23 protein-coding genes are annotated in these 19,720 nt (G+C 41.4%); 8 read left to right on the top strand and 15 right to left on the bottom strand.

The genetic code is table 11. The features are described from left to right. Positions 1–35: 35 nt before the first annotated feature. The 4 genes from MFMK1_RS06865 to glpK all read right to left on the bottom strand — a co-directional run bounded on the left by MFMK1_RS06865 (position 36) and on the right by glpK (position 4,924). Positions 36–2,477, bottom strand: a complete 2,442-nt coding sequence (locus MFMK1_RS06865) for a TOTE conflict system archaeo-eukaryotic primase domain-containing protein (protein WP_366924383.1) — start codon at positions 2,475–2,477, stop codon at positions 36–38. 150 nt (positions 2,478–2,627) lie between these two features. Further along, positions 2,628–3,149: a hemerythrin domain-containing protein gene (locus MFMK1_RS06860; protein ID WP_366924382.1), complete on the bottom strand. Its 522-nt coding sequence runs from the start codon at positions 3,147–3,149 to the stop codon at positions 2,628–2,630. 14 nt (positions 3,150–3,163) lie between these two features. Further along, a complete protein-coding gene (locus MFMK1_RS06855) occupies positions 3,164–3,358 on the bottom strand; it encodes a hypothetical protein (RefSeq protein ID WP_366924381.1) in 195 nt (64 codons plus the stop codon). 72 nt (positions 3,359–3,430) lie between these two features. Beyond that, complete coding sequence (gene glpK / locus MFMK1_RS06850; protein ID WP_366924380.1) at positions 3,431–4,924, bottom strand: glycerol kinase GlpK; 1,494 nt, start codon at positions 4,922–4,924, stop codon at positions 3,431–3,433. A 193-nt stretch (positions 4,925–5,117) separates the two neighbouring features. On the opposite strand from glpK, the gene MFMK1_RS06845 reads away from it, so the two are divergent. Further along, positions 5,118–5,312 carry a hypothetical protein gene (locus MFMK1_RS06845; RefSeq protein ID WP_366924379.1) on the top strand — a complete coding sequence of 65 codons (195 nt, stop codon included), beginning with the start codon at positions 5,118–5,120 and terminating at the stop codon, positions 5,310–5,312. A gap of 60 nt (positions 5,313–5,372) precedes the next feature. Next, complete coding sequence (locus MFMK1_RS06840) at positions 5,373–5,582, top strand: OsmC family protein (RefSeq protein ID WP_366924378.1); 210 nt, start codon at positions 5,373–5,375, stop codon at positions 5,580–5,582. 223 nt (positions 5,583–5,805) lie between these two features. On the opposite strand, the gene MFMK1_RS06835 is transcribed toward MFMK1_RS06840, so the two are convergent. From MFMK1_RS06835 to MFMK1_RS06820, 4 genes are all read right to left on the bottom strand, one after another. Further along, positions 5,806–6,108: a DUF169 domain-containing protein gene (locus MFMK1_RS06835; RefSeq protein ID WP_366924377.1), complete on the bottom strand. Its 303-nt coding sequence runs from the start codon at positions 6,106–6,108 to the stop codon at positions 5,806–5,808. A gap of 225 nt (positions 6,109–6,333) precedes the next feature. Next, positions 6,334–6,777 (bottom strand): SGNH/GDSL hydrolase family protein, encoded by a 444-nt coding sequence (locus MFMK1_RS06830; RefSeq protein WP_366924376.1) that lies wholly within the window; start codon positions 6,775–6,777, stop codon positions 6,334–6,336. Further along, positions 6,744–7,502, bottom strand: a complete 759-nt coding sequence (locus MFMK1_RS06825; RefSeq protein ID WP_366924369.1) for a transposase — start codon at positions 7,500–7,502, stop codon at positions 6,744–6,746. Before MFMK1_RS06825 ends, MFMK1_RS06830 begins: the two co-directional genes overlap by 34 nt. 30 nt (positions 7,503–7,532) lie before the next feature. Further along, on the bottom strand, positions 7,533–8,198 hold the full coding sequence (locus MFMK1_RS06820; protein WP_366924375.1) for a hypothetical protein: 666 nt from the start codon (positions 8,196–8,198) through the stop codon (positions 7,533–7,535). Positions 8,199–8,492: 294 nt separating this feature from the next. On the opposite strand from MFMK1_RS06820, the gene MFMK1_RS06815 reads away from it, so the two are divergent. The 5 genes from MFMK1_RS06815 to MFMK1_RS06795 are packed head-to-tail and all read left to right on the top strand — an operon-like array spanning position 8,493 to position 12,220. Further along, entirely contained in the window at positions 8,493–9,053 is a 561-nt protein-coding gene (locus tag MFMK1_RS06815; RefSeq protein WP_366924374.1) for a 7-cyano-7-deazaguanine synthase, read from the top strand. Further along, positions 9,037–10,041, top strand: a complete 1,005-nt coding sequence (locus tag MFMK1_RS06810) for a hypothetical protein (RefSeq protein WP_366924373.1) — start codon at positions 9,037–9,039, stop codon at positions 10,039–10,041. The genes MFMK1_RS06815 and MFMK1_RS06810 overlap by 17 nt, the downstream gene beginning before the upstream one ends. After that, the gene (locus tag MFMK1_RS06805; RefSeq protein ID WP_366924372.1) at positions 10,041–10,973 is read left to right on the top strand and encodes a CBASS oligonucleotide cyclase; all 933 of its coding nucleotides are present in this window, start codon (positions 10,041–10,043) and stop codon (positions 10,971–10,973) included. The genes MFMK1_RS06810 and MFMK1_RS06805 overlap by 1 nt, the downstream gene beginning before the upstream one ends. Then, positions 10,957–11,556 carry a hypothetical protein gene (locus tag MFMK1_RS06800; protein WP_366924371.1) on the top strand — a complete coding sequence of 200 codons (600 nt, stop codon included), beginning with the start codon at positions 10,957–10,959 and terminating at the stop codon, positions 11,554–11,556. The genes MFMK1_RS06805 and MFMK1_RS06800 overlap by 17 nt, the downstream gene beginning before the upstream one ends. Next, positions 11,543–12,220: a hypothetical protein gene (locus MFMK1_RS06795; RefSeq protein WP_366924370.1), complete on the top strand. Its 678-nt coding sequence runs from the start codon at positions 11,543–11,545 to the stop codon at positions 12,218–12,220. The genes MFMK1_RS06800 and MFMK1_RS06795 overlap by 14 nt, the downstream gene beginning before the upstream one ends. 411 nt (positions 12,221–12,631) lie before the next feature. Here MFMK1_RS06795 and MFMK1_RS06790 read toward each other — a convergent pair whose 3' ends face one another. The 4 genes from MFMK1_RS06790 to MFMK1_RS06775 form a co-directional block, all read right to left on the bottom strand. Next, the gene (locus MFMK1_RS06790; protein ID WP_366924369.1) at positions 12,632–13,390 is read right to left on the bottom strand and encodes a transposase; all 759 of its coding nucleotides are present in this window, start codon (positions 13,388–13,390) and stop codon (positions 12,632–12,634) included. Positions 13,391–13,420: 30 nt separating this feature from the next. Continuing rightward, positions 13,421–14,086 (bottom strand): hypothetical protein, encoded by a 666-nt coding sequence (locus MFMK1_RS06785; protein WP_366924368.1) that lies wholly within the window; start codon positions 14,084–14,086, stop codon positions 13,421–13,423. Positions 14,087–14,219: 133 nt separating this feature from the next. Beyond that, positions 14,220–14,606: an SGNH/GDSL hydrolase family protein gene (locus MFMK1_RS06780; protein WP_366924367.1), complete on the bottom strand. Its 387-nt coding sequence runs from the start codon at positions 14,604–14,606 to the stop codon at positions 14,220–14,222. Further along, on the bottom strand, positions 14,554–14,793 hold the full coding sequence (locus MFMK1_RS06775) for a hypothetical protein (protein ID WP_366924366.1): 240 nt from the start codon (positions 14,791–14,793) through the stop codon (positions 14,554–14,556). The genes MFMK1_RS06780 and MFMK1_RS06775 overlap by 53 nt, the downstream gene beginning before the upstream one ends. A 427-nt stretch (positions 14,794–15,220) precedes the next feature. Between MFMK1_RS06775 and MFMK1_RS06770 the strand changes: the two genes are divergently transcribed. Further along, on the top strand, positions 15,221–16,990 hold the full coding sequence (locus tag MFMK1_RS06770; RefSeq protein ID WP_366924365.1) for a hypothetical protein: 1,770 nt from the start codon (positions 15,221–15,223) through the stop codon (positions 16,988–16,990). Between the two features lie 88 nt (positions 16,991–17,078). On the opposite strand, the gene nudC is transcribed toward MFMK1_RS06770, so the two are convergent. The 3 genes from nudC to MFMK1_RS06755 form a co-directional block, all read right to left on the bottom strand. Next, positions 17,079–17,894: an NAD(+) diphosphatase gene (gene nudC / locus MFMK1_RS06765; protein ID WP_366924364.1), complete on the bottom strand. Its 816-nt coding sequence runs from the start codon at positions 17,892–17,894 to the stop codon at positions 17,079–17,081. A 162-nt stretch (positions 17,895–18,056) separates the two neighbouring features. Beyond that, complete coding sequence (locus MFMK1_RS06760; protein ID WP_366924363.1) at positions 18,057–18,632, bottom strand: SGNH/GDSL hydrolase family protein; 576 nt, start codon at positions 18,630–18,632, stop codon at positions 18,057–18,059. 497 nt (positions 18,633–19,129) lie between these two features. Then, a complete protein-coding gene (locus tag MFMK1_RS06755; RefSeq protein ID WP_366924362.1) occupies positions 19,130–19,651 on the bottom strand; it encodes a DUF6431 domain-containing protein in 522 nt (173 codons plus the stop codon). Between the last annotated feature and the right edge of the window lie 69 nt (positions 19,652–19,720).

Below are 19,720 nucleotides of genomic sequence, written 5' to 3'. Positions count from 1 at the left end.
CAATTTAGCAATCATTTGAAATAGTCTTCCCCACCTTACGGTCCAAGATAGTCGTCAAGAGACAATTGCCCATTCCCCTCAATCGTCTGCGACTGGATTGAATATCCCAGATATTTGTAGCCCTTAAGCCTGCTTTTATACATCTTGTCCAGTAACGGAACAGAAGTATCAATATAATCGTAGATTTTTACCACTTTTTTATTATAGTGCTTCCGGTGCACACGGCCAGCATATTGTTGAATAGTTCCTTTCCACCGAATAGGCATCGTTAAAAACAAAGTATCTAACCGTGCATCATCAAACCCTTCACCAATATATCGTCCAGTGGCAATTATCACACGCTCCTCATCATCTCTTATGGTTTTCAGCTGCTTTTCAGCCTCTTGTTTTTCTTTAGTGCTCATTCTTCCATGCAGCACAATGATGTTCTTTACAAACCCCTTTAATTTTGCTACAAAATGCTCCAAATGTGCCACACGCTCAGTCAAGAGTAACGGTGAATGTCCTGCCTCCACCTCGTGTATGAGGTCGTTAATGATCATATCATTTCTATCATTATCAATGATAATTTGTTGAGCGATATCATGAAACTTGGGGTCGTGGATATATCCAGGTATCTTAAAATTTGTCAGCCGGGGAACGACAATGTGCTCAAAAGGCCTGTCTAACAGTAAATCCTTATCCTTCACCCGAAACCGGACCGGACCGCACTGCATAAAAATAATAGGGTGATGTCCGTCTTTACGTATAGGAGTCGCAGTCAATCCCATCACGTATTTAGCTTTTACTTTCTTCATCACCTGTTCAAAACTGAAAGCAGGAATATGGTGGCATTCGTCCACAATAACCTGCCCGTAATTGGATACCAAACTATTGATTTTGCCTTTTTTATTGAGGCTTTGAAACATACCAATATCTATAAATCCCGTAGGTTTGGTAGTACCCCCGCCGATTTTTCCAATTGACTCAACCGGTACATCTAAAAATGCAGCAAGTTGTTCACGCCATTGCTCCATTAATTGCCGCCGATGCACCAAAACAAGGGTGTTTATCTTCCTATTTGCTATCATGTAAGAGCCTACGACTGTTTTACCAAATCCCGTTGCCGCGCATAACACACCGTTATCATGGGATAAAAGCGTTTTCGCCGCCTGCTCCTGGAGCGGCCTTAATTCCCCTTTGAACTCTACCTTAATACACTCACCTTGAAATCGGCGGTCAAATAATTCAGTGATAATGTTGTGGACTTTGAAAAGGTTCAAAGTCTCATCTAAGCAGCCGCGGGGTAAGCCAATATAATTGGGAAACCCGTCACTACAGGAAATAATTCTCGGTTTTCCAAATGTAGAAAGCCTCATCTTTTGAGCTTTATAAAACTCTGGGTTATGAAAAGCTGCTAACCAATTTAACTTGTTTAAAATCGAGGAGGGCAAGCCGCTTTTCTTCACATAAAGTAAATTACCAGAAATAATTTTAACCCTTTCCGGCAATTGTTCCGACTGAGGTTTCGAACATCTCTTTCGTTGAGGTTGTTCCCGTAATAAAATATGGTCGACATCATCATTGTCTAACTTATCAGAATCATTACCCGGCCCGACAATTCCCTTCCTTTGAGCATCGGCCACCCCAGCTTCAACTTCTTGCGGTTTCATCTTTCTAATTGATGAAATATAACTCCACTGATCCGGGTAAACCTCAAAGTTCCGGTCAATAAATAAGCTGTTTCCTTTTAGAGCAGATTTAAACTGGAATGGTAAAGCAATTAAATTACCCAATCCACCGCCAGGCATGGTATCCTGACTAGGAAACAGACGGTCATAAGAATCTAAACCAACTTCATATCTTTTTTCCATAGTGTGGTCCACAACGATAGAGCCTAACTTTCTGGCCAAAGACGCCTTAACCGGATTCTCAAAAAAAATCCAAACATGAGCGCCAGTGCCCGAACGGGATCGCTCCAATCCTGTAGGTATTGCCATCTGATCACAAGTTTCTAAAAATGCACCGGCATCTTCCTGCCAAGTAGCTTTATCAAAATCTGCTACTAAAAACCAGCATGTATCATTCGGTAGAAGAGGGTAGATTCCGATGGTCTGTTTCCCCGCTAAATGCTTTTGTATTTCTTTATCGCTCAATGGTTTAAATTTACGAAATAAACATGAAGAACATTTGCCACCGGGTTTTGCGCAAATAGGTTTCCACTCGTTTATACAGACAGGTGCATAGCCAGACTTACCGTTATCATTTTCCCAACGAAGTGAGAAAACATCATCACGGCCGCGAAAATAGCTGCGAAACAGCCTGTTCTTATCCGCATTACTTGACTGTTTAGTAACTTTTGAGCCGGATACCGCCCTACCCGCTTCTTCTCTTTTATCACCCAGCAACTTTTTCAAATGACCGTTCTCGTGCTGAAGTCTTTCACACTGAGCTAAGGCCGTTTTTAACTTAGAGTCTAAATCTCCATGATTAGTCATTGTCTCACCTGCCGTATTTCTCTAAATCGTAACACCCGAAAAGCAAAACCCCAAATTAAGTCAACCATTTAAGATAAATATTTCTATCCTTACCCATCTTTATTGACAGTAAACAGTAAGAATTATAAAAGCCAACGCACTAAACCTAGACTACGGCAAGTAATTTTCCAGTTGGTCAACTTCTGCTATAATGTAATTATGGTCCTTTTCATTCGTTATTACTCCCTCAATCCTGTCAAACTCTTTTTGGATTTCTTCCTTTTGGTGATCGTCCAACACACGCTCCACTTCAGGGTATAACGCCTTATTTTCCGTAATGATATGTTCCTCCAAAAGGTTAGTGTATTCCAACGCCGGCGCGGGGATGGCGGACAAGTTATTTGCGGTAACCGCCCTGTCTAAGTCAGCCATTAACTGATAAACATACTTGTGTTCAATATGCCTATGTTGCTGATAGGCAATCCCCGCCTGTTCCATCGCGGGGAAAAGCACCCGTTCCTCCTTATCATAATGATACGAGTCAGCATACTCCCGCAAAAAGGTAATACACCGTTCAAAAAAGGTGATGTCGTCAAATGCTCCCCGCTGAACCCGGTTGCAGGCTTCCTTTAAGATGCCGAGAAATCTAAGAATTATTTCATGTTCGCCTTTTAACTGATCGGTAATGTTCATCTAATCAGCCCCCTTCATCGCTTTTGCCCCGGCTGCTTCTTTTGAAACGCTTCCTTTTTTTCCGGGGAAAGTTGGCTGACATTCTGGTCAAAACTCAACGGCCCTGCTTTACCGTCATTTAATGTATACACCGGTTCATCTACGCCCGGCTTCAATTCCTCGGGCGCTATTCCCTGGACAATCATCCGCTTGCGCTCATCCTTTGCCATTTTTTTGCCTCCTTTTGCGCGAGTTAATCGAATTTCTTTTTATAGTTTCACCTGGAAGGCAAAAATTATTTATTACTTGGCCCAGCCCATTGTCCGATTAACCGCCTTTTTCCATCCGTCATATAACTTATCACGAGTTTCTTGGTCCATGTCCGGAGCAAAGGAGGCATCAGCAATCCATTTTTTATCAAGTTCCTGCGGCTGCCAAAAACCCACTGCCAACCCGGCCAGGTACGCCGCCCCGGAGGCAGTGGTTTCCAGTACCTGGGGACGCTCCACGTTTACTCCCAGCAGATTGGCTTGAAACTGCATTAACAAATCATTGGCCGCAGCTCCGCCGTCCACCCGCAGCGCCTTTAATTTAATTGCCGAATCCGTCTCCATGGCCCTCAATACATCCTTGGTCTGGTACGCCAATGACTCCAAAGTGGCCCGGATAATATGGTCTTTAGTGGTGCCCCGGGTCAAGCCGAAGATGGCTCCCCGAGCGTACATGTCCCAGTATGGAGCTCCCAAACCGGTAAAGGCCGGCACCACATATACACCGGCGCTGTCCTCCACTTTATCCGCGAAATATTGAGAGTCAGGTGCCGCATCAATTAGCTTTAAGCCATCCCGCAGCCATTGAATTGCCGCGCCCGCCACAAAAATGCTCCCTTCTAAAGCATATTGCACCCGCCCGTTAATACCCCAAGCGATAGTGGTAAGCAGCCCGTTTTTAGAAGTGACAGGCTTATCCCCGGTGTGCATCAACATAAAGCACCCGGTGCCATATGTATTCTTGGCCATACCGGACTCTAGGCAAGTCTGGCCGAATAAGGCTGCCTGCTGGTCTCCGGCTGCGCCGGCAATAGCTATTTTCCGGTTAAATATACCTCCAGCGTCCGTATATCCGTAAATTTCACTGGAACCACGCACTTCGGGGAGCATAGACGCCGGTATATCCAAATGTTCAAGCAGCACATCATCCCATTTTAAATAATGGATATTATATATCAGCGTGCGCGAGGCGTTGGAATAGTCGGTCACGTGCACCTTGCCGCCGGTAAGCTTCCAAATCAGCCATGTGTCAATGGTGCCAAATAAAAGCCTTCCTGCTTCCGCCTTTTTTCTGGCGCCGGGCACATTATCTAGCAGCCATTTTATTTTGGTCCCGGAAAAATAAGCGTCCAGCAGCAACCCTGTCCTACTGCGAAACTCTGCTTCCAATCCTTTTTCCTTCAAGTCATCACAAATAGCCGCCGTGCGCCGACACTGCCAGACAACGGCATTAGCCACCGGCTCCCCGGTTTCCTTATCCCACACCACCGTGGTTTCCCGTTGGTTAGTGATACCGATAGCCGCAATTTCCACCGCCTTTACCCCGGTCTTAGCCAATAGTTCACCTACTACACCGGCCACAGAACCCCAAATTTCCACGGCATCATGCTCCACCCAACCGGGCTGAGGATATATTTGGCTAAACTCCTTTTGGGCAAAGCCCACAATCTTGGCTTCCTTATTAAAAAGAATTGCCCGCGAGCTGGTGGTGCCTTGGTCCAGGGATAGGATGTATTTCTTTTCCATAATAACCTCCGTTTAGATGTAAGTTGCTTACCCCTTCATTCTTTTAATAGTATAATATAACTTTTCTTTATATTAGCGTTAACATCCTTCTTTACCCACTTTGATTCGTTATCAAAAATTCCCGTGTAAAAACAGGGATAAAATCAGTTTTTGAGAAATACTATGAAAACAAGTTAGTGAAGGAGGCGTATTGATGTCGGAACCGATACATATAGCCAAGATCAGTATTTATCAGGACGAACGACCAAATAGACGAGCTTATATTGGTGACTTTAAAGACCCGTTCTATTACGGCATTCATGGTGGCGTGAAAGATTTTTACAAGGCAGAACCTAAAAAAGAGTATCCTTCCACCCTGGATCATATTATCTCCGCTGCCGCTGGCTGACTAACCGGCACTTTATCCGGCGCGCTGGCAGCGCGCAAAATTCCTACTTTCCCGGATAAGTTGTGGACCGAAGCAGAAGGAGTAATAGAGGCTGTAGACGGCGTGCTAAAAATTACCCGCATTCATTGCCGGTACCATTTAGAAATACCTCAGGGAACAAAGGAAGTTGCAGAGAAAGCTTTAGCTGTGTTTGAAACCGGATGCCCTGTAGCCCAAACCTTGAAAGGTTGCATTGAATTTAAGCATACTTGGGAGATAAAAGAAGTGTAGTACAAAAGCTGCTAATCTCATTTAGATTAGCAGCTAAGTTTGTGTTTCCCTTAAATCGTTAATCAAACTTATAATCTTTGGTTACGAATCTTAATCCACGTTTCCTTGGTCAGAAAGCTTTCTTCTGCGTTACCTTCCAATTCCAGGAAACGCTGATACGGCACTGAAAATGACATGATGTCGCTGTCAATATGTAGCCGAGCGGAAGGATCTGTGAGACCGATTAGTGCTTTGGGATTTTCTGATTGGCCTTGGGAGTTTCGTTTGCTTGAACTTCTTCCAAAGGTTTCAGCACCACGTATCGGGTAGGCACATTAATCTCAGGCATCCCGTCAATAAACTGTTTGGCAAGCTGAGGCGTTTGTTTATAATGCTCCCCTTCCTGGTGACCCTTTCCTTTAGATAAAAAATGCTCAATAAATCCCGGCTCGTAGCGGCCAAATCCCAGTCCTACTGCACCGCCTCGACAACCAGTGGTTTTCTCATCGAAAACGGCGGTCTTTCCTTTACTCACCGCATCCATCATGGAAATAACACAGCCCCATTTATCTTCCTTAGACTACAGCGTGTTGTCCGGTTTTTCATCCGACCACAACACAGCCACCGGCGACCGTTTCATTCTAATCAGTTGTGCAATTTTACTTTTCATTCGAACCCTCCCTAGAAAAATACATGGAATTCACATAAAGAGAAGCAGCTTTCCAAGATGATATTTTAGAAAACTGCCTATTTCTTTTGTTCCAGTTAATAATTACTTAAAATATGGTTTAATAATTTGGTTAACTTCTGCTCCTGTTGCCTTTTCGCCTATTATTGACATCATAGTTCCCTGAACCTTACCGTAATCTTTTACTGCATATGCGTCAAGGTCCTTAATGACGCTTACAGCCATTAACTCCAAAGGATTAAGTACTTTCAAAAATTCTCCGGCTATTGCCTGGTAACCCGCCTCACTTGGATGTATATTGGCTTCCGGAAAAAATAATTCATATTCCTCGCCGATGGCAGCCATAGCATCAAATGTTGGCACAAAAACGGCATCGGTCTGAGACAATTCTATTGCCTGAGCCAATGTCTGATTAAGCACGTCGGTAAGTGGAATTAAATTTTGCTGTACGTTTTCAGGTAAGTATGGAAATGCATTATAATAACCCACAGTAGTTATGCAGTTCCAGGATAATAATCCCAATTCCATAACCTAAGTTCCAAATCTTTTGGCCAAAATCTATCAATAAGACTTGCAAAACGCTCGGTTGCTGTGTCAAAATAGACTTGGATCAGCTGCTTGATACAGCGGATCCGACAACCGGCGTTGAAAAAGTACCTGACCACTTCGCAGAGGGATGGGGCTTGTTCGGCGCCTTCTTTATTACACCAAGTGGCGTAACAAAGAAGGGTTTGCGCTGTGAACAAGAGCTCCACATGTGCGAAATGGGCTGGTTCTGACTGAGCGTAACACGAAGTTAATCCAAGATTCTGTTTGACTGTGCGATAAAAAACTTCAATTTTCCACCTTTTTGTATAGGTTCTGGCTGCTTCTTCAGGTGCGTCTACTCGGTTGCTTATCAAAAGATACACACCCTTGAAGGTTGCAGGGCATTCTTCCTCCGGAAGAATCACACTGCCCTCAGCTACTTGTTCCTCATAAGTGGCTGCAATGGCAGCTATGGGTAAGAAACGTTGCCTAGTAATAGGTTTTCCCTTTTTGGTCAAGGTCTCATAAGGTACTTTGATGTAAATGTTCGGAATACTTAAGACGGAGCCTTTGCCAAGGATCCGAATCCGGGAATAAACTTCTCGCAGTAATTGTTTAGCATTAAGTTTGACGTAATGGTTCTTTCCTAGCACAGGATCATAGATTTTCCTAAATAATACCGTGTTACGTTTGGCTTTGGTAACCCAGTCAAAATTGTTTTCCATAAGCCAGTTCAGGAACTTCTTGCACAAAAGTTAGCGATCCATGGCAACCCATAGCCTGGCATTGTTTAGTTGACGCACCTCTTTAAGCATCTGTTTAGCAAGATCGAGCTTGGTTTGTTTTTCATTCTCCTGGTCGGTTTTAACCCAGAAACGCCATAACATAGGATATTCAAGGCCATTTTTTAAGACCGCCAGTGTTGATACAAGATTAATGCACCAGACATGACGCTTATCCGAACTGTCAAAGAGCCAACAGAGAAAAGGAATTTTTTTACCGTAAGGATGCTCAACTTTGGTATCATCTAAGGCAATGATATCCCCGTCGGTCAGCCGGCTATCCGTGTTTTCCTGTAACCTCGAAAGCCTGCCTAGAGAGAACCGGAGCCGCTGAAAAGGCTTAGAAAGAAACCGGCTAAAGGCACTTTGGGAGATTATCTTTCCAGAAAGTAGTTGTCGTAAAAATGGTGCTTCACTTGAATACATAGCATTTTGATTTGCAGAACTTGCATGATTGACCAAGCCACAGATGTAAGCAAAGGCCAAAATCCAAGCTGGTGCTCCAGAGTGTTTACGTATTCCGGATTGAGAAAATAGCAAAGACAAATCAAACAAATCCCAGATTGTTTTTAGTACCGGAATTCCGGCACCTTGACCGTGATCCTTTTTCTCGAAAGTCGGTTTACACAGTTTCTTCATTAGTATCACCCATATCGTCCAGAGTAATGGTAAAAAATACCATCCATAACGATTATGGGGCCTTTTTGAAAAAGTCAAGCCTTTTTTATCGATTATTGCGGTTTTTTAAAAGTTTTTTTGGGATTATGATTTTCTAGTTATTTCCATCAAGTGCATAACTTTTGTAATTTATTAAACTTCTGTTTTATCTGCAAAAAGTGAAATATTCAAAATTTAGGAGGTTTTTTGTTCAAGGTGTTGAAATAATCATCGTATTGGAAATAAGTGCATTAACTGGAAAAAGCGGGTGGGGTTTTGAAAAACCATGTCATGGTGCTAGCTAGTGGTGGAATAGATTCGACTGCAGTAATGAATTTCTATTTAGAGCAAAAATTTTTCGTTTTGGCTCTTTTTGTGGATTTCGGCCAACACGCTATAAAAGAAGAGGAGAAGGCAGTAAGTAAGGTCTGTGAGCATTATGATGTGCCTTCAAAAAAAGTAAGTTTCTCAGGGTTTAATATAACATCAGATGGTTTTATAGTTGGAAGGAATGCACTATTGTTGCATACTGCCTTAATGGAGTTTCAGGAACGAAAAGGGATAATAAGTATTGGAGTTCACTTAGGCACTAGATATGCTGATTGTTCTGAGGAATTTATTAGAATTATGCAGGCCTCATTTGACTTATATACGAATGGTCGTATTTCAATTGGTGTTCCTTTTCTCAATTGGAATAAAAAAGAGATTTGGGACTATTGTATTTCCCATCAGGTTCCATTAAACCTGACCTATAGTTGTGAATTAGGTTTAATACAACCTTGTGGTAGATGCAAATCATGTAAGGATTTGGAGGTTCTTTATGCAGGATCTAGCTAGAAGTACAGAATTAAAATTGCCTTCTGGAATGACTATAACAACGCCGTTGCTGGTTCCCTCGTTTTCTAGTAAGGGGTTTAAGGTTAATCGGGACGGATTATCGGAAGTAAATGAGCCGCTGAAGACGGCTACAGAGATCTTAACTGAGTCTATGTTGGTTAGTGCATATGACTTATTTCACGGCTACTTAATTGTTGAGGAATATCCAACTGAACTAGTGTTTGTTGACAGTGGTGGTTATGAAACTGGTGACAGCCATGATTTTTCTGCAGTATGGCGCCACAACCACGAAGTTAAGCAATGGACGGAGGAAGAACTTCATGAAGTTTTGTCAGGATTTCCCGACCATATTGATACAGTCATTGTAAACTTTGATCACGGGGCGTTAAGAAGACCTGTAAAAGAACAGATCGAAGCAGCTAAACTTTTTTTCTCACGTTACCCGAATAGGATTCACGATTTTATTTTAAAGCCTGAGACTAACGGCCAACAATACATTCAGATGGAAAGTGTTCTTAAACACATAAACGACATATCCGAATTTCATGTCATAGGGGTAACCGAAAAAGAATTAGGGAACTCATTATTAAAGCGTATGGAGAATATCGCTCTTATTAGAAATGAACTTGATAAAATAGACGTATCTGCTCCTATACACGTTTTTGGAAGCCTTGACCCCATAACTTCTTGCCTTTATTTTCTTTCAGGGGCAGAAATTTTTGATGGGCTTACTTGGTTGAGATATTCATATTTAAATGGAAATGCAATATATAATCAAAATTTTGGGGCAACTCAGATTGGCATAAATGCTAGGGATAGTAAGGTCCAGGCAAAAGCAATCGTAGATAATGTTTATTATCTTCAAAATCTTCAGCTCCAGATGAAAAGTTTTCAGGCTAAAGGTGATTTCTCTTCATTTAAATATAATGCGGAGTTCTTTAAAGAAGCATATGACTCACTTTGTGCTCAGTTAGGGGGACGTTATTGATGGGTGGATCAGGTGGAGGTTTTTTTGGAGGGAGTTCAACACCAGAAGAGCTAATAAAAAGGCTTAGAGATGAAGAAGAAACTGCTCAAGACCAAGCATTTGAAACTAGAGTAAATGAAATAATTGGTAACTTGCTTGCAGATTATAATGACCGAAACAGAGAGTCAATAAGTGCTCACTTGAGTACTATTAAGTCCGCATTAGAGCAATTTATCGAAGATACTGTGGACTTACTTTATGGAGGTTCTGTTCAAAAACATACTTATGTGGATGGGATTAGTGATATAGATACCTTAGTTCTTTTAAATAATACAGAATTGGAAGATTTAACTCCTACGGATGTAAAGCAATATTTTGTAGATCGTTTGAAGGAAAGGTTACCCAGAACCGACATTAGTTCTGGCAAACTGGCAGTTACAATTAAATTTCATGATGCAGAAATTCAAATCTTGCCTGCTGCAAAATATAGAGACGGATTTAAAATCCCTAGTCCAGACGCGGAACAATGGTCATATATAAGGCCAAAAGCCTTTGCTAATAAGATGTCTGAAGTTAATAGTCATAATAATGGTAAGGTTGTGCCTGTTGTAAAGCTCGTTAAATCTATTATATCTAATTTGCCTGATAATAGAAGATTGTCGGGGTACCATGCTGAAGCGCTCTCAGTGGAAATATTTAAAGATTACCAAGGAGAAAAAACTCCCAAAAAGATGCTTAAACATTTTTTTAACGAAGCACCTAAATATGTTACTAGGCCAATTACGGATAGTACTGGCCAATCTATTCATGTAGATGATTACCTTGGCCAAGAGAAAAGCCTACAGCGATTGATAATTGCTGATACCATTGCTAGAATAGGGCGTAGAATGAAAAATGCTGACGGGGCCAAATCCGTTGAAAAATGGTGTGATATACTTGGAAAACAATTATAAGCGAGATATTGAGCGTCAGTTTGGTGTAATAGACATGATGTTGACGGCTCATTCGTTTTTGAGGGATAGGTACGATTTCTATGCGCAAATATTTGATGTGTTACAATTTGTAGTAGCAGTGGTACTGAATTCTGCAGTCTTGGCAGATGTCTTCAATTTAATGCAAATAGGTAAACAAGTTACTAATATTATTATCGGCATTAGCTCTATCATACTATTACTTCTTTCGCTTACTACGTTGGTTATGGGGTGGAAGGATAAAGCATTAAAACACAATGAAGCTGCTGGTATATTATCAAATATGAAATTAAATTGCAGATTACTTAAACTTGAACCAGTGCTCTCTTTAGAGCAAGTTCAAAAACAAACAGATGCTTACAATAATAAATTGAATGATTTGCCGATTAGTATTCCTGAGAGGCAATTTTTAAAATTAAAGGCTTATCATCAAAGAAAGAAAATGTTAAGTGAAGCCATGAGCGAGTACCCAGGAAGTTCTGCGTTCCTAATACGTATGATGTTGTGGCTGAAAGTTAATTTAAAAGTGCTTCGGTCTATGGGAAAAAGGGGTGAAGAAAATTAGCAATAGAAGTAGTGTAACCACAAGTATTGCTTATAATTATATGGAGGCAAAAAGAGAAGTTATTGAACGAGGTTTTTATTCCGAGATTGACTGGCAAGAAGAGCTTGTGTTTGAGGACATCACTGAAAGCGACTTTATTCGGGAAGCTGCCTGGGTAATCTTATCCAGTGGCATGCGCGAAACAGTAATTAGAGGAAAGTTTAGAGAAATTTCCAATGCTTTTTATAATTGGGATAGTGCCAAAACTATATATTTTAATCAGAGTTATTGCATGAAAAAATCATTAAGGGCCTTTAACAGCAGCAGAAAGATAGAAGCTATTATTCAATTAGCTTCTATGGTGTATTGTGAAGGTTTTGATAAGGTAAAGAGAAGACTATTGGAAGCTGAAATCAGCTATATAAAGGAATTTCCTTTTATGGGGCCAGCGACTTCGTACCATTTAGCAAAGAATCTTGGACTTCCCGTTGCAAAGCCTGATAGACACTTATGCAGATTAGCCGAGGCAACTGGATTCCAATCACCGATCGAACTGTGTAGTGAGATTGCTAGGATGATTGGTGAGAAAATATCTGTAGTGGATATTGTTCTATGGCGATTTGCTACTATTCATAAAAACTACCTAGATTTTTTCATAAACGAAGGTTATAATTTGGAAGTTTAAATTAAGGTTTGCAATGCCCTAGCCAAATAATGTATGCAACGTTAAATGTAGCTAAAGTATTGGTTTTACAACAAGAAACGCCGCAGGTGATTGCGGTGTTTTTCAGTAGTCTTGCTTATAGAAAAAAAGAGTTGTTTGCGGTTCTATAGATACGGTAATAATTTAGAAGAAATGCAAAATTGCGGCCTTGATAGTACCAAGAGAATTTAAACCATGGCAAGTAATAAAAAGGAAAATTGGTGTATTAAGTCGAAATTTTAACAAAGGATGCTACTTGAGATGGAGTTTTTATACATATAAGAATTGTAGATTGAGGTGCAGAAATGTTATACAAAATAATAGAAAACAAACGTAGCAAGTGGATTCAGAAACCTGATTGTCCAATAAAGGATTTAATGTTGTATACAGTAGTTATGCAGTTCCAGGATAATAATCCCAATTCCATAACCTAAGTTCCAAATCTTTTGGCCAAAATCTATCAATAAGACTTGCAAAACGCTCGGTTGCTGTGTCAAAATAGACTTGGATCAGCTGCTTGATACAGCGGATCCGACAACCGGCGTTGAAAAAGTACCTGACCACTTCGCAGAGGGATGGGGCTTGTTCGGCGCCTTCTTTATTACACCAAGTGGCGTAACAAAGAAGGGTTTGCGCTGTGAACAAGAGCTCCACATGTGCGAAATGGGCTGGTTCTGACTGAGCGTAACACGAAGTTAATCCAAGATTCTGTTTGACTGTGCGATAAAAAACTTCAATTTTCCACCTTTTTGTATAGGTTCTGGCTGCTTCTTCAGGTGCGTCTACTCGGTTGCTTATCAAAAGATACACACCCTTGAAGGTTGCAGGGCATTCTTCCTCCGGAAGAATCACACTGCCCTCAGCTACTTGTTCCTCATAAGTGGCTGCAATGGCAGCTATGGGTAAGAAACGTTGCCTAGTAATAGGTTTTCCCTTTTTGGTCAAGGTCTCATAAGGTACTTTGATGTAAATGTTCGGAATACTTAAGACGGAGCCTTTGCCAAGGATCCGAATCCGGGAATAAACTTCTCGCAGTAATTGTTTAGCATTAAGTTTGACGTAATGGTTCTTTCCTAGCACAGGATCATAGATTTTCCTAAATAATACCGTGTTACGTTTGGCTTTGGTAACCCAGTCAAAATTGTTTTCCATAAGCCAGTTCAGGAACTTCTTGCACAAAAGTTAGCGATCCATGGCAACCCATAGCCTGGCATTGTTTAGTTGACGCACCTCTTTAAGCATCTGTTTAGCAAGATCGAGCTTGGTTTGTTTTTCATTCTCCTGGTCGGTTTTAACCCAGAAACGCCATAACATAGGATATTCAAGGCCATTTTTTAAGACCGCCAGTGTTGATACAAGATTAATGCACCAGACATGACGCTTATCCGAACTGTCAAAGAGCCAACAGAGAAAAGGAATTTTTTTACCGTAAGGATGCTCAACTTTGGTATCATCTAAGGCAATGATATCCCCGTCGGTCAGCCGGCTATCCGTGTTTTCCTGTAACCTCGAAAGCCTGCCTAGAGAGAACCGGAGCCGCTGAAAAGGCTTAGAAAGAAACCGGCTAAAGGCACTTTGGGAGATTATCTTTCCAGAAAGTAGTTGTCGTAAAAATGGTGCTTCACTTGAATACATAGCATTTTGATTTGCAGAACTTGCATGATTGACCAAGCCACAGATGTAAGCAAAGGCCAAAATCCAAGCTGGTGCTCCAGAGTGTTTACATATTCCGGATTGAGAAAATAGCAAAGACAAATCAAACAAATCCCAGATTGTTTTTAGTACCGGAATTCCGGCACCTTGACCGTGATCCTTTTTCTCGAAAGTCGGTTTACACAGTTTCTTCATTAGTATCACCCATATCGTCCAGAGTAATGGTAAAAAATACCATCCATAACGATTATGGGGCCTTTTTGAAAAAGTCAAGCCTTTTTTATCGATTATTGCGGTTTTTTAAAAGTTTTTTTGGGATTATGATTTTCTAGTTATTTCCATCAAGTGCATAACTTTTGTAACCCATTAGATAGACTTTGGCTGTGGGATTAATGGCTTCAATCGTTGCTAAAATTGTTGCAGTGTTTGACCCTATTTCTGCCAAACGCACCGGAATTTGTGCTGTGTCCACACTATAGTCAACTAGATTAAATAAAGCCAGGAAGTCGTTTGCCCCGGCATCTAAAGTTATCAAGTCAGCGTTAGCAATGGCCTCTGTCACACCGATGGTGTTAAAAGACGTACCTGCAAACACCCTTCCATTTTGTCGGATATCAGTCAGTACATCACCGGTAGTGTATCCCGGTACAGCATAATTTTGATCATCTAGCCCAAACCCTAATTTTTCCCCTTGTGCAGCGATTGCGTTTGCCATAAACACCGGGTACCCCGGACCTAATCCGTAAGTAGGCGTGGTCCCTGCCGCCCAAGGAATCCCCCAAAGCAACATAATTAACCTGGGTATCTGTGATAAAGGCGTTTGCGGATACCGCAACGGGCACCATTATTACCGATAACATTAACACTATCAGCAATGTTGATATTCTCTTAGTCATTTTCATTTTAATTAGTACCTCCTTTAGGTTCCCCTTTATTAAATTTAGTAAAAAAAACTTAATTACTTTTTATCACACCACCTTTCAGTTAAAAATATATTCACTTCAATCGCTCTCAATGTCAAAATATTACAGTTAATATTCTGACAACTTGGTTAATAATCCTGCAAATCAGAGTGTAAACTCGAGTTTTTTTAAACTCTCTATTTTTAAAACGATAAGTTTATTTTTAGCAGGGAGATAATCCAAAGATTATTTGTGACGATAACCCCGTCCCCCTGTCACTTACAAGAAAAAGAGGGAAACACACTTGGGAATGGATGAAAAGATTTATCTCCCGCCACGACCAGTAGGATTTTCCAAAACATAAGAAGAATAATTATTAGAGCCAAAGGCTCTTTTCTTTTTCCTACTCCCGGAGGAGTGAATCAGTATGACAATTATCAGCGGTATTATATTGCTTGGCTTGTTAGGCTTTTCAGGTTACAAGGAACTAAACGCACGCCGTAAGCGGGCTAAAATCTATTCTTTAGAAAAGAAGATTTGTGAAGAACCGGTGTACGTGTTAAAAGATGATAAACTTATTCCCTATAAAGAAGGTATGGTAATCGGGTCCGGGGCTACGGCTATATCGTTATATGAGCTTTACTCGGTAAGTGAAGACCATGAGCAAGTGCTCAATGTGCTGTCTGAACGTTTTCCTAACAAGTTTCCCGAAGATACATCTTTAATTGATTTTATCAGTGACTTCGCTGAAAAAATAGAAAAAGGCGAAGCCAGTGTTCAAGGATTGGTGAGTGGTATTACTGGGGAACTGGGTGAAATGGCTGCGGTTGATTACCTTAACCAACTTCCGGAGTTAAAGGAGCATGGCATTCAGGCTGTTCAGTTTGTCAGCAAAACTCATAAGGGTACGGATCTTCGTTTTGAATATGCTGACGGTAGTCCTGCACCGGTGGAAGTGGTACCCGGTGCTAACGGTGAGACCATGGTCAAGGTAGTTGATTCTAAAAGAGAGGTCTTTGAACAAATACAAGTTAAGTCGTATACCGTGGATAATATGGATAACTTTATGGCGGATGTTCGTACAAACCCTGATGTTGATAACTATATAGTTAACAAAGAATTGTTTGCCGCATTAAAAGAAAACGGTAAGCTGGATGTACTAAATAGTCATGGTGTAAATGTGGTGCCGGGGGATTGGTCTCATGCCGCGCATGTTGAAGAAGCATCAGCCTTGTTTAATCATGTAGAGGAAGGACTGGACATAGCGGAGGATATCCCTTTGGTGGCGCTTGCGTTCTTTGGTTATAAGGCGGTAGCTAATATTAAAGATTACACACGCGGCGCTGCCACTGGTGAAGAATGCAGAACGAAAATTACTGCGGACGCTATTAGAATTCCAGTAGCCGGAGGTACCGGCTTTGTTGGTGCTAAAGCAGGTGCATATATTGGTACTATCATTAATCCTGGTATTGGCACGGTGATTGGCGGCGGTGTTGGTGCTATTGTTGGGGCTATAGGGGGTAGTTCCCTGGTTAGGTGTTTAAGGGATAAATTTATGTACGGTAAAATCATTGAAATCATCGATAAATACGGCAGCAGAGTCTATAACCGTGATTCTGAATTGATTACTACTATTGAGGAGAACATCAGCAGCAACGTGTATCATGCCGACCAACTAATGCTGCAGGCTTATGAAGCGGGTAACTTGGCGGATAGGTATGACGCAGAGTTAGACCCTTACCACAGTGCGGAAGCATCCGTGCCTGCTGTACTGTCAAATATTCATTACCGAAACTTAATACACGAGCATACAATCAGGGAGAAGGCGTCTCGGTCAATAGTAGATGCTTTAAAAGGGACATTTTCGCATATTGTCGATGCGAAACAAAGGGTGCGAATGTTAGGCGATTTGATTTTGGGTAATGCAGATACATTAGGGGTAAGCGGCGCTGAGGTAATACTATACCGGCACGAAATAAAAAAATACCCAAACCACCCATATGTAATTAAGGGAGAAAACGGTACGATAAACCCAAAAGATGTACTGGCTACAGTGTGCCAAGAACAGTACGAAAAGGCACATGAAAAAGTGCAGGAGGATACAATCGTCTCTAATCGGACAACAAACATCTATCAGGTAATGTTTTGGGGGGCGCTATTGGTGACTGTTGGTTTGTTAGGCTATCAACTGTTATAGGAAGCATCTAAACCTGAATTCCCGGGAAATTATACCTAGGTAGGAAGAGCAACCCCTGACTCATGCTCATGTGTAAATTCAATAACAACTATTCCCTACATTCATTTACAAACCAATCTATCAAACGCCGGGCTATACTGCCGCCGGTAGGTATCAACGGCAACTGCTCTGCGGTAAACCACCCAGCATCCACGATTTCTCTTTTATCAATGTTTATATCCCCGCTATGGTACTCTGCGGTGAATCCTACCATTAAGGAATCAGGGAATGGCCAGGGCTGGCTGCCAAAATATTTTATGTTTTTAACCTTTATGTTTACTTCCTCTCTTACTTCCCTTTGTACACACTCTTCAAATGTTTCTCCGGGCTCTACAAAGCCGGCCAAAACACTATAAAACTTACCCCGAAACTGTCTCCCCTGGGCCAGCAGTAGGTGGTTATCCTTGATAATAGCAACGATAATAGCTGGAGAAATCCTAGGATAATTAATTAATCCACAAGTTGGGCAAATTTTAGCCACTTCATCTATTTTATTTTCTGTACGTGCTCCACATCCGCCGCAGTATTGGTGGGTACGATCCCAATGCAAAAGGTGATACGCTTTACCCGCTAGTGAAAATAAATCGTCTGGGACCTGTCCCAATAAGCGCCTTAAGCCGCAAAAAAATACACCTTCCGGTGCGGCTGCATCCGGTGCAAGTTCACCGACATAATAAGACCGATCATTCAATCGACCAAGATACTGCTGCCGAACAGGCTTTAGTTTCAACTTATTTAACTCAACATCTGATAAAACAACTTGTCCCTTATTCTCTAAAGTAAGAATTTTATCCCCGTTAAACAACACCCAACATTGCGGCGCACACTCTTCATCGTGGTAATTTAACTCTGTTTCAAAAAACACTAAGCATCCTCTTTTCTTAAGTCTCCAGTCTCCAACATTTTAAAAAAGCACCACCCTGTGCTTCCAGTCTTTTATAGGTAATTGAAATAGGAAGTGAGTTGGACACTAATTTTTTTCAACCCTTAGGCACCCGTCAGGGCACCAAAGAAAATGACTTTTTGATCATTGATGATGTAATTGCTTCTTAAAAAATGTCGTAGCTGTTTCTCCCATCTTACGGTATCCCGCAAGACTGGGGTGAGCATCGTCATAGAAATATTCTTCTTTCCCCCAACCTGTATCAGCATCCATTAATGGGGTATAGAAATCTATCATAACAAGCTTCTGCTCTCGAACTAAGTTCCGAAAAGTTTCACGGTAATTTTCTAACCGGTGGACCACTATTTCAAGCCCCCTGCCGCTTAGTTGCCGGTATATCGGCGGAGGCAAGGCAATCACAGGTCTAATGTTAGCTGTTAGCGCATACTCGGTCATAGCGTCCATATTTTGCCTTGTTTCAGAAACGGGCACACCGGACCATGCATCGTTTGTCCCTCCAAGAATGACAACAACGCTTGGGTTTTTTTGAACCACATCCTTCACAAATCTAGACAGCATGTCGCCAGTGGTTTCGCCGTTTATACCCCTATTCACCAGAGCAAGGCCTGTCGTCTTTGCGGCCAGTTCTACCCATGAAGCTTTTGGGCCAAAGGGAAAACCATAAGTGAGACTATCACCAAGACAAATTACGTTGCGCATATTTTCTACCTCTTCCAACTAACAGTTTCTATTTAGCGAAACATATTAAACTTTCTTATAATAAAATCAAAACTGGTTTCCGCTTATTTTTAGTAAGATGAGCCCAACCCAGGTAACCTCTTGAATACCTCTTCACCATCTAACAAAGGTTCCCCACTTTTTATTTGTTCTTCTGCTTCTGCAAGTTGTCTATAAAGCTCCAGCTTTCCTTTGGGATTGACATCAGGGCTTTGGCTTTCGAATTTCTTTAACTAGCTTAAGTAATACTTTTCGAGAAGTATTCACAACTTCACCTCTTGGAAGACGCGGCGACGTTTCATCTGTCTTGTCTAATTGCTTTCTCTATAATTGACTTTCCTCCTATTACTCTTCCTAATTGCCGTTACTAGTTCCTGTATTATGGTACATATCCCTGATTTAACATAATATGATGTATCCCAGTTGAACTGTGCTTGCTTCCCTTCCCATTTCCATCACCTTATTCATAACAAAGGTTATCAAGTAAGACAACAGAAACGTCCCCGCGTCTTCCCCTTAAGTTCGTCTCCTGCAGTGAGGTTTTTACGGTAATGTACTAAAATGCTGTCGGCTACGGCACTGTCATCTATGATGTTTCGGCGTTGTTGAATGAGCTTTTCTTTAAGCTGCTTATGGAATTTCTGTTTCCACCGCTGCAGTGTCCGGCGGCTAATGCCGCTTTCTGAAAGACTGGCTGTTATTCTATTAAGTGATCTGCCGGTTAAATGCCACCGACCGGCAATCTCTCTGAAGTGATTAGCAAACCTTTGCCAAGGTTTTAGAAAACTTGGTAGTAGAGATATGGTGATGTTGCAGGGTTTGCAGCGTCGGCTAAGTATAAATATGGTATGTGTTTCATACTTCGAGATTACTTGCCGTTCGTATGTGGTATGCCTTCGAGTCAATTTATTGCATAAAGGGCACTTAATATCTACATCATGCTTTTGCCAATTTCTTAAATATTGCTTGATGGATAGGGCAGTTTCAAGTAAAATTATCATGTGTTATATGGGAGAGTCATTTGCCTGTAGCTGGCGAGCTAACGAGGGGGCAATGGCTCTTTCCTTTCT

It is taken from the genome of Metallumcola ferriviriculae (genome assembly GCF_035573695.1).
Classification (GTDB): domain Bacteria; phylum Bacillota; class JADQBR01; order JADQBR01; family JADQBR01; genus Metallumcola; species Metallumcola ferriviriculae.
This window is presented reverse-complemented; position numbering and strand designations above follow the sequence as displayed.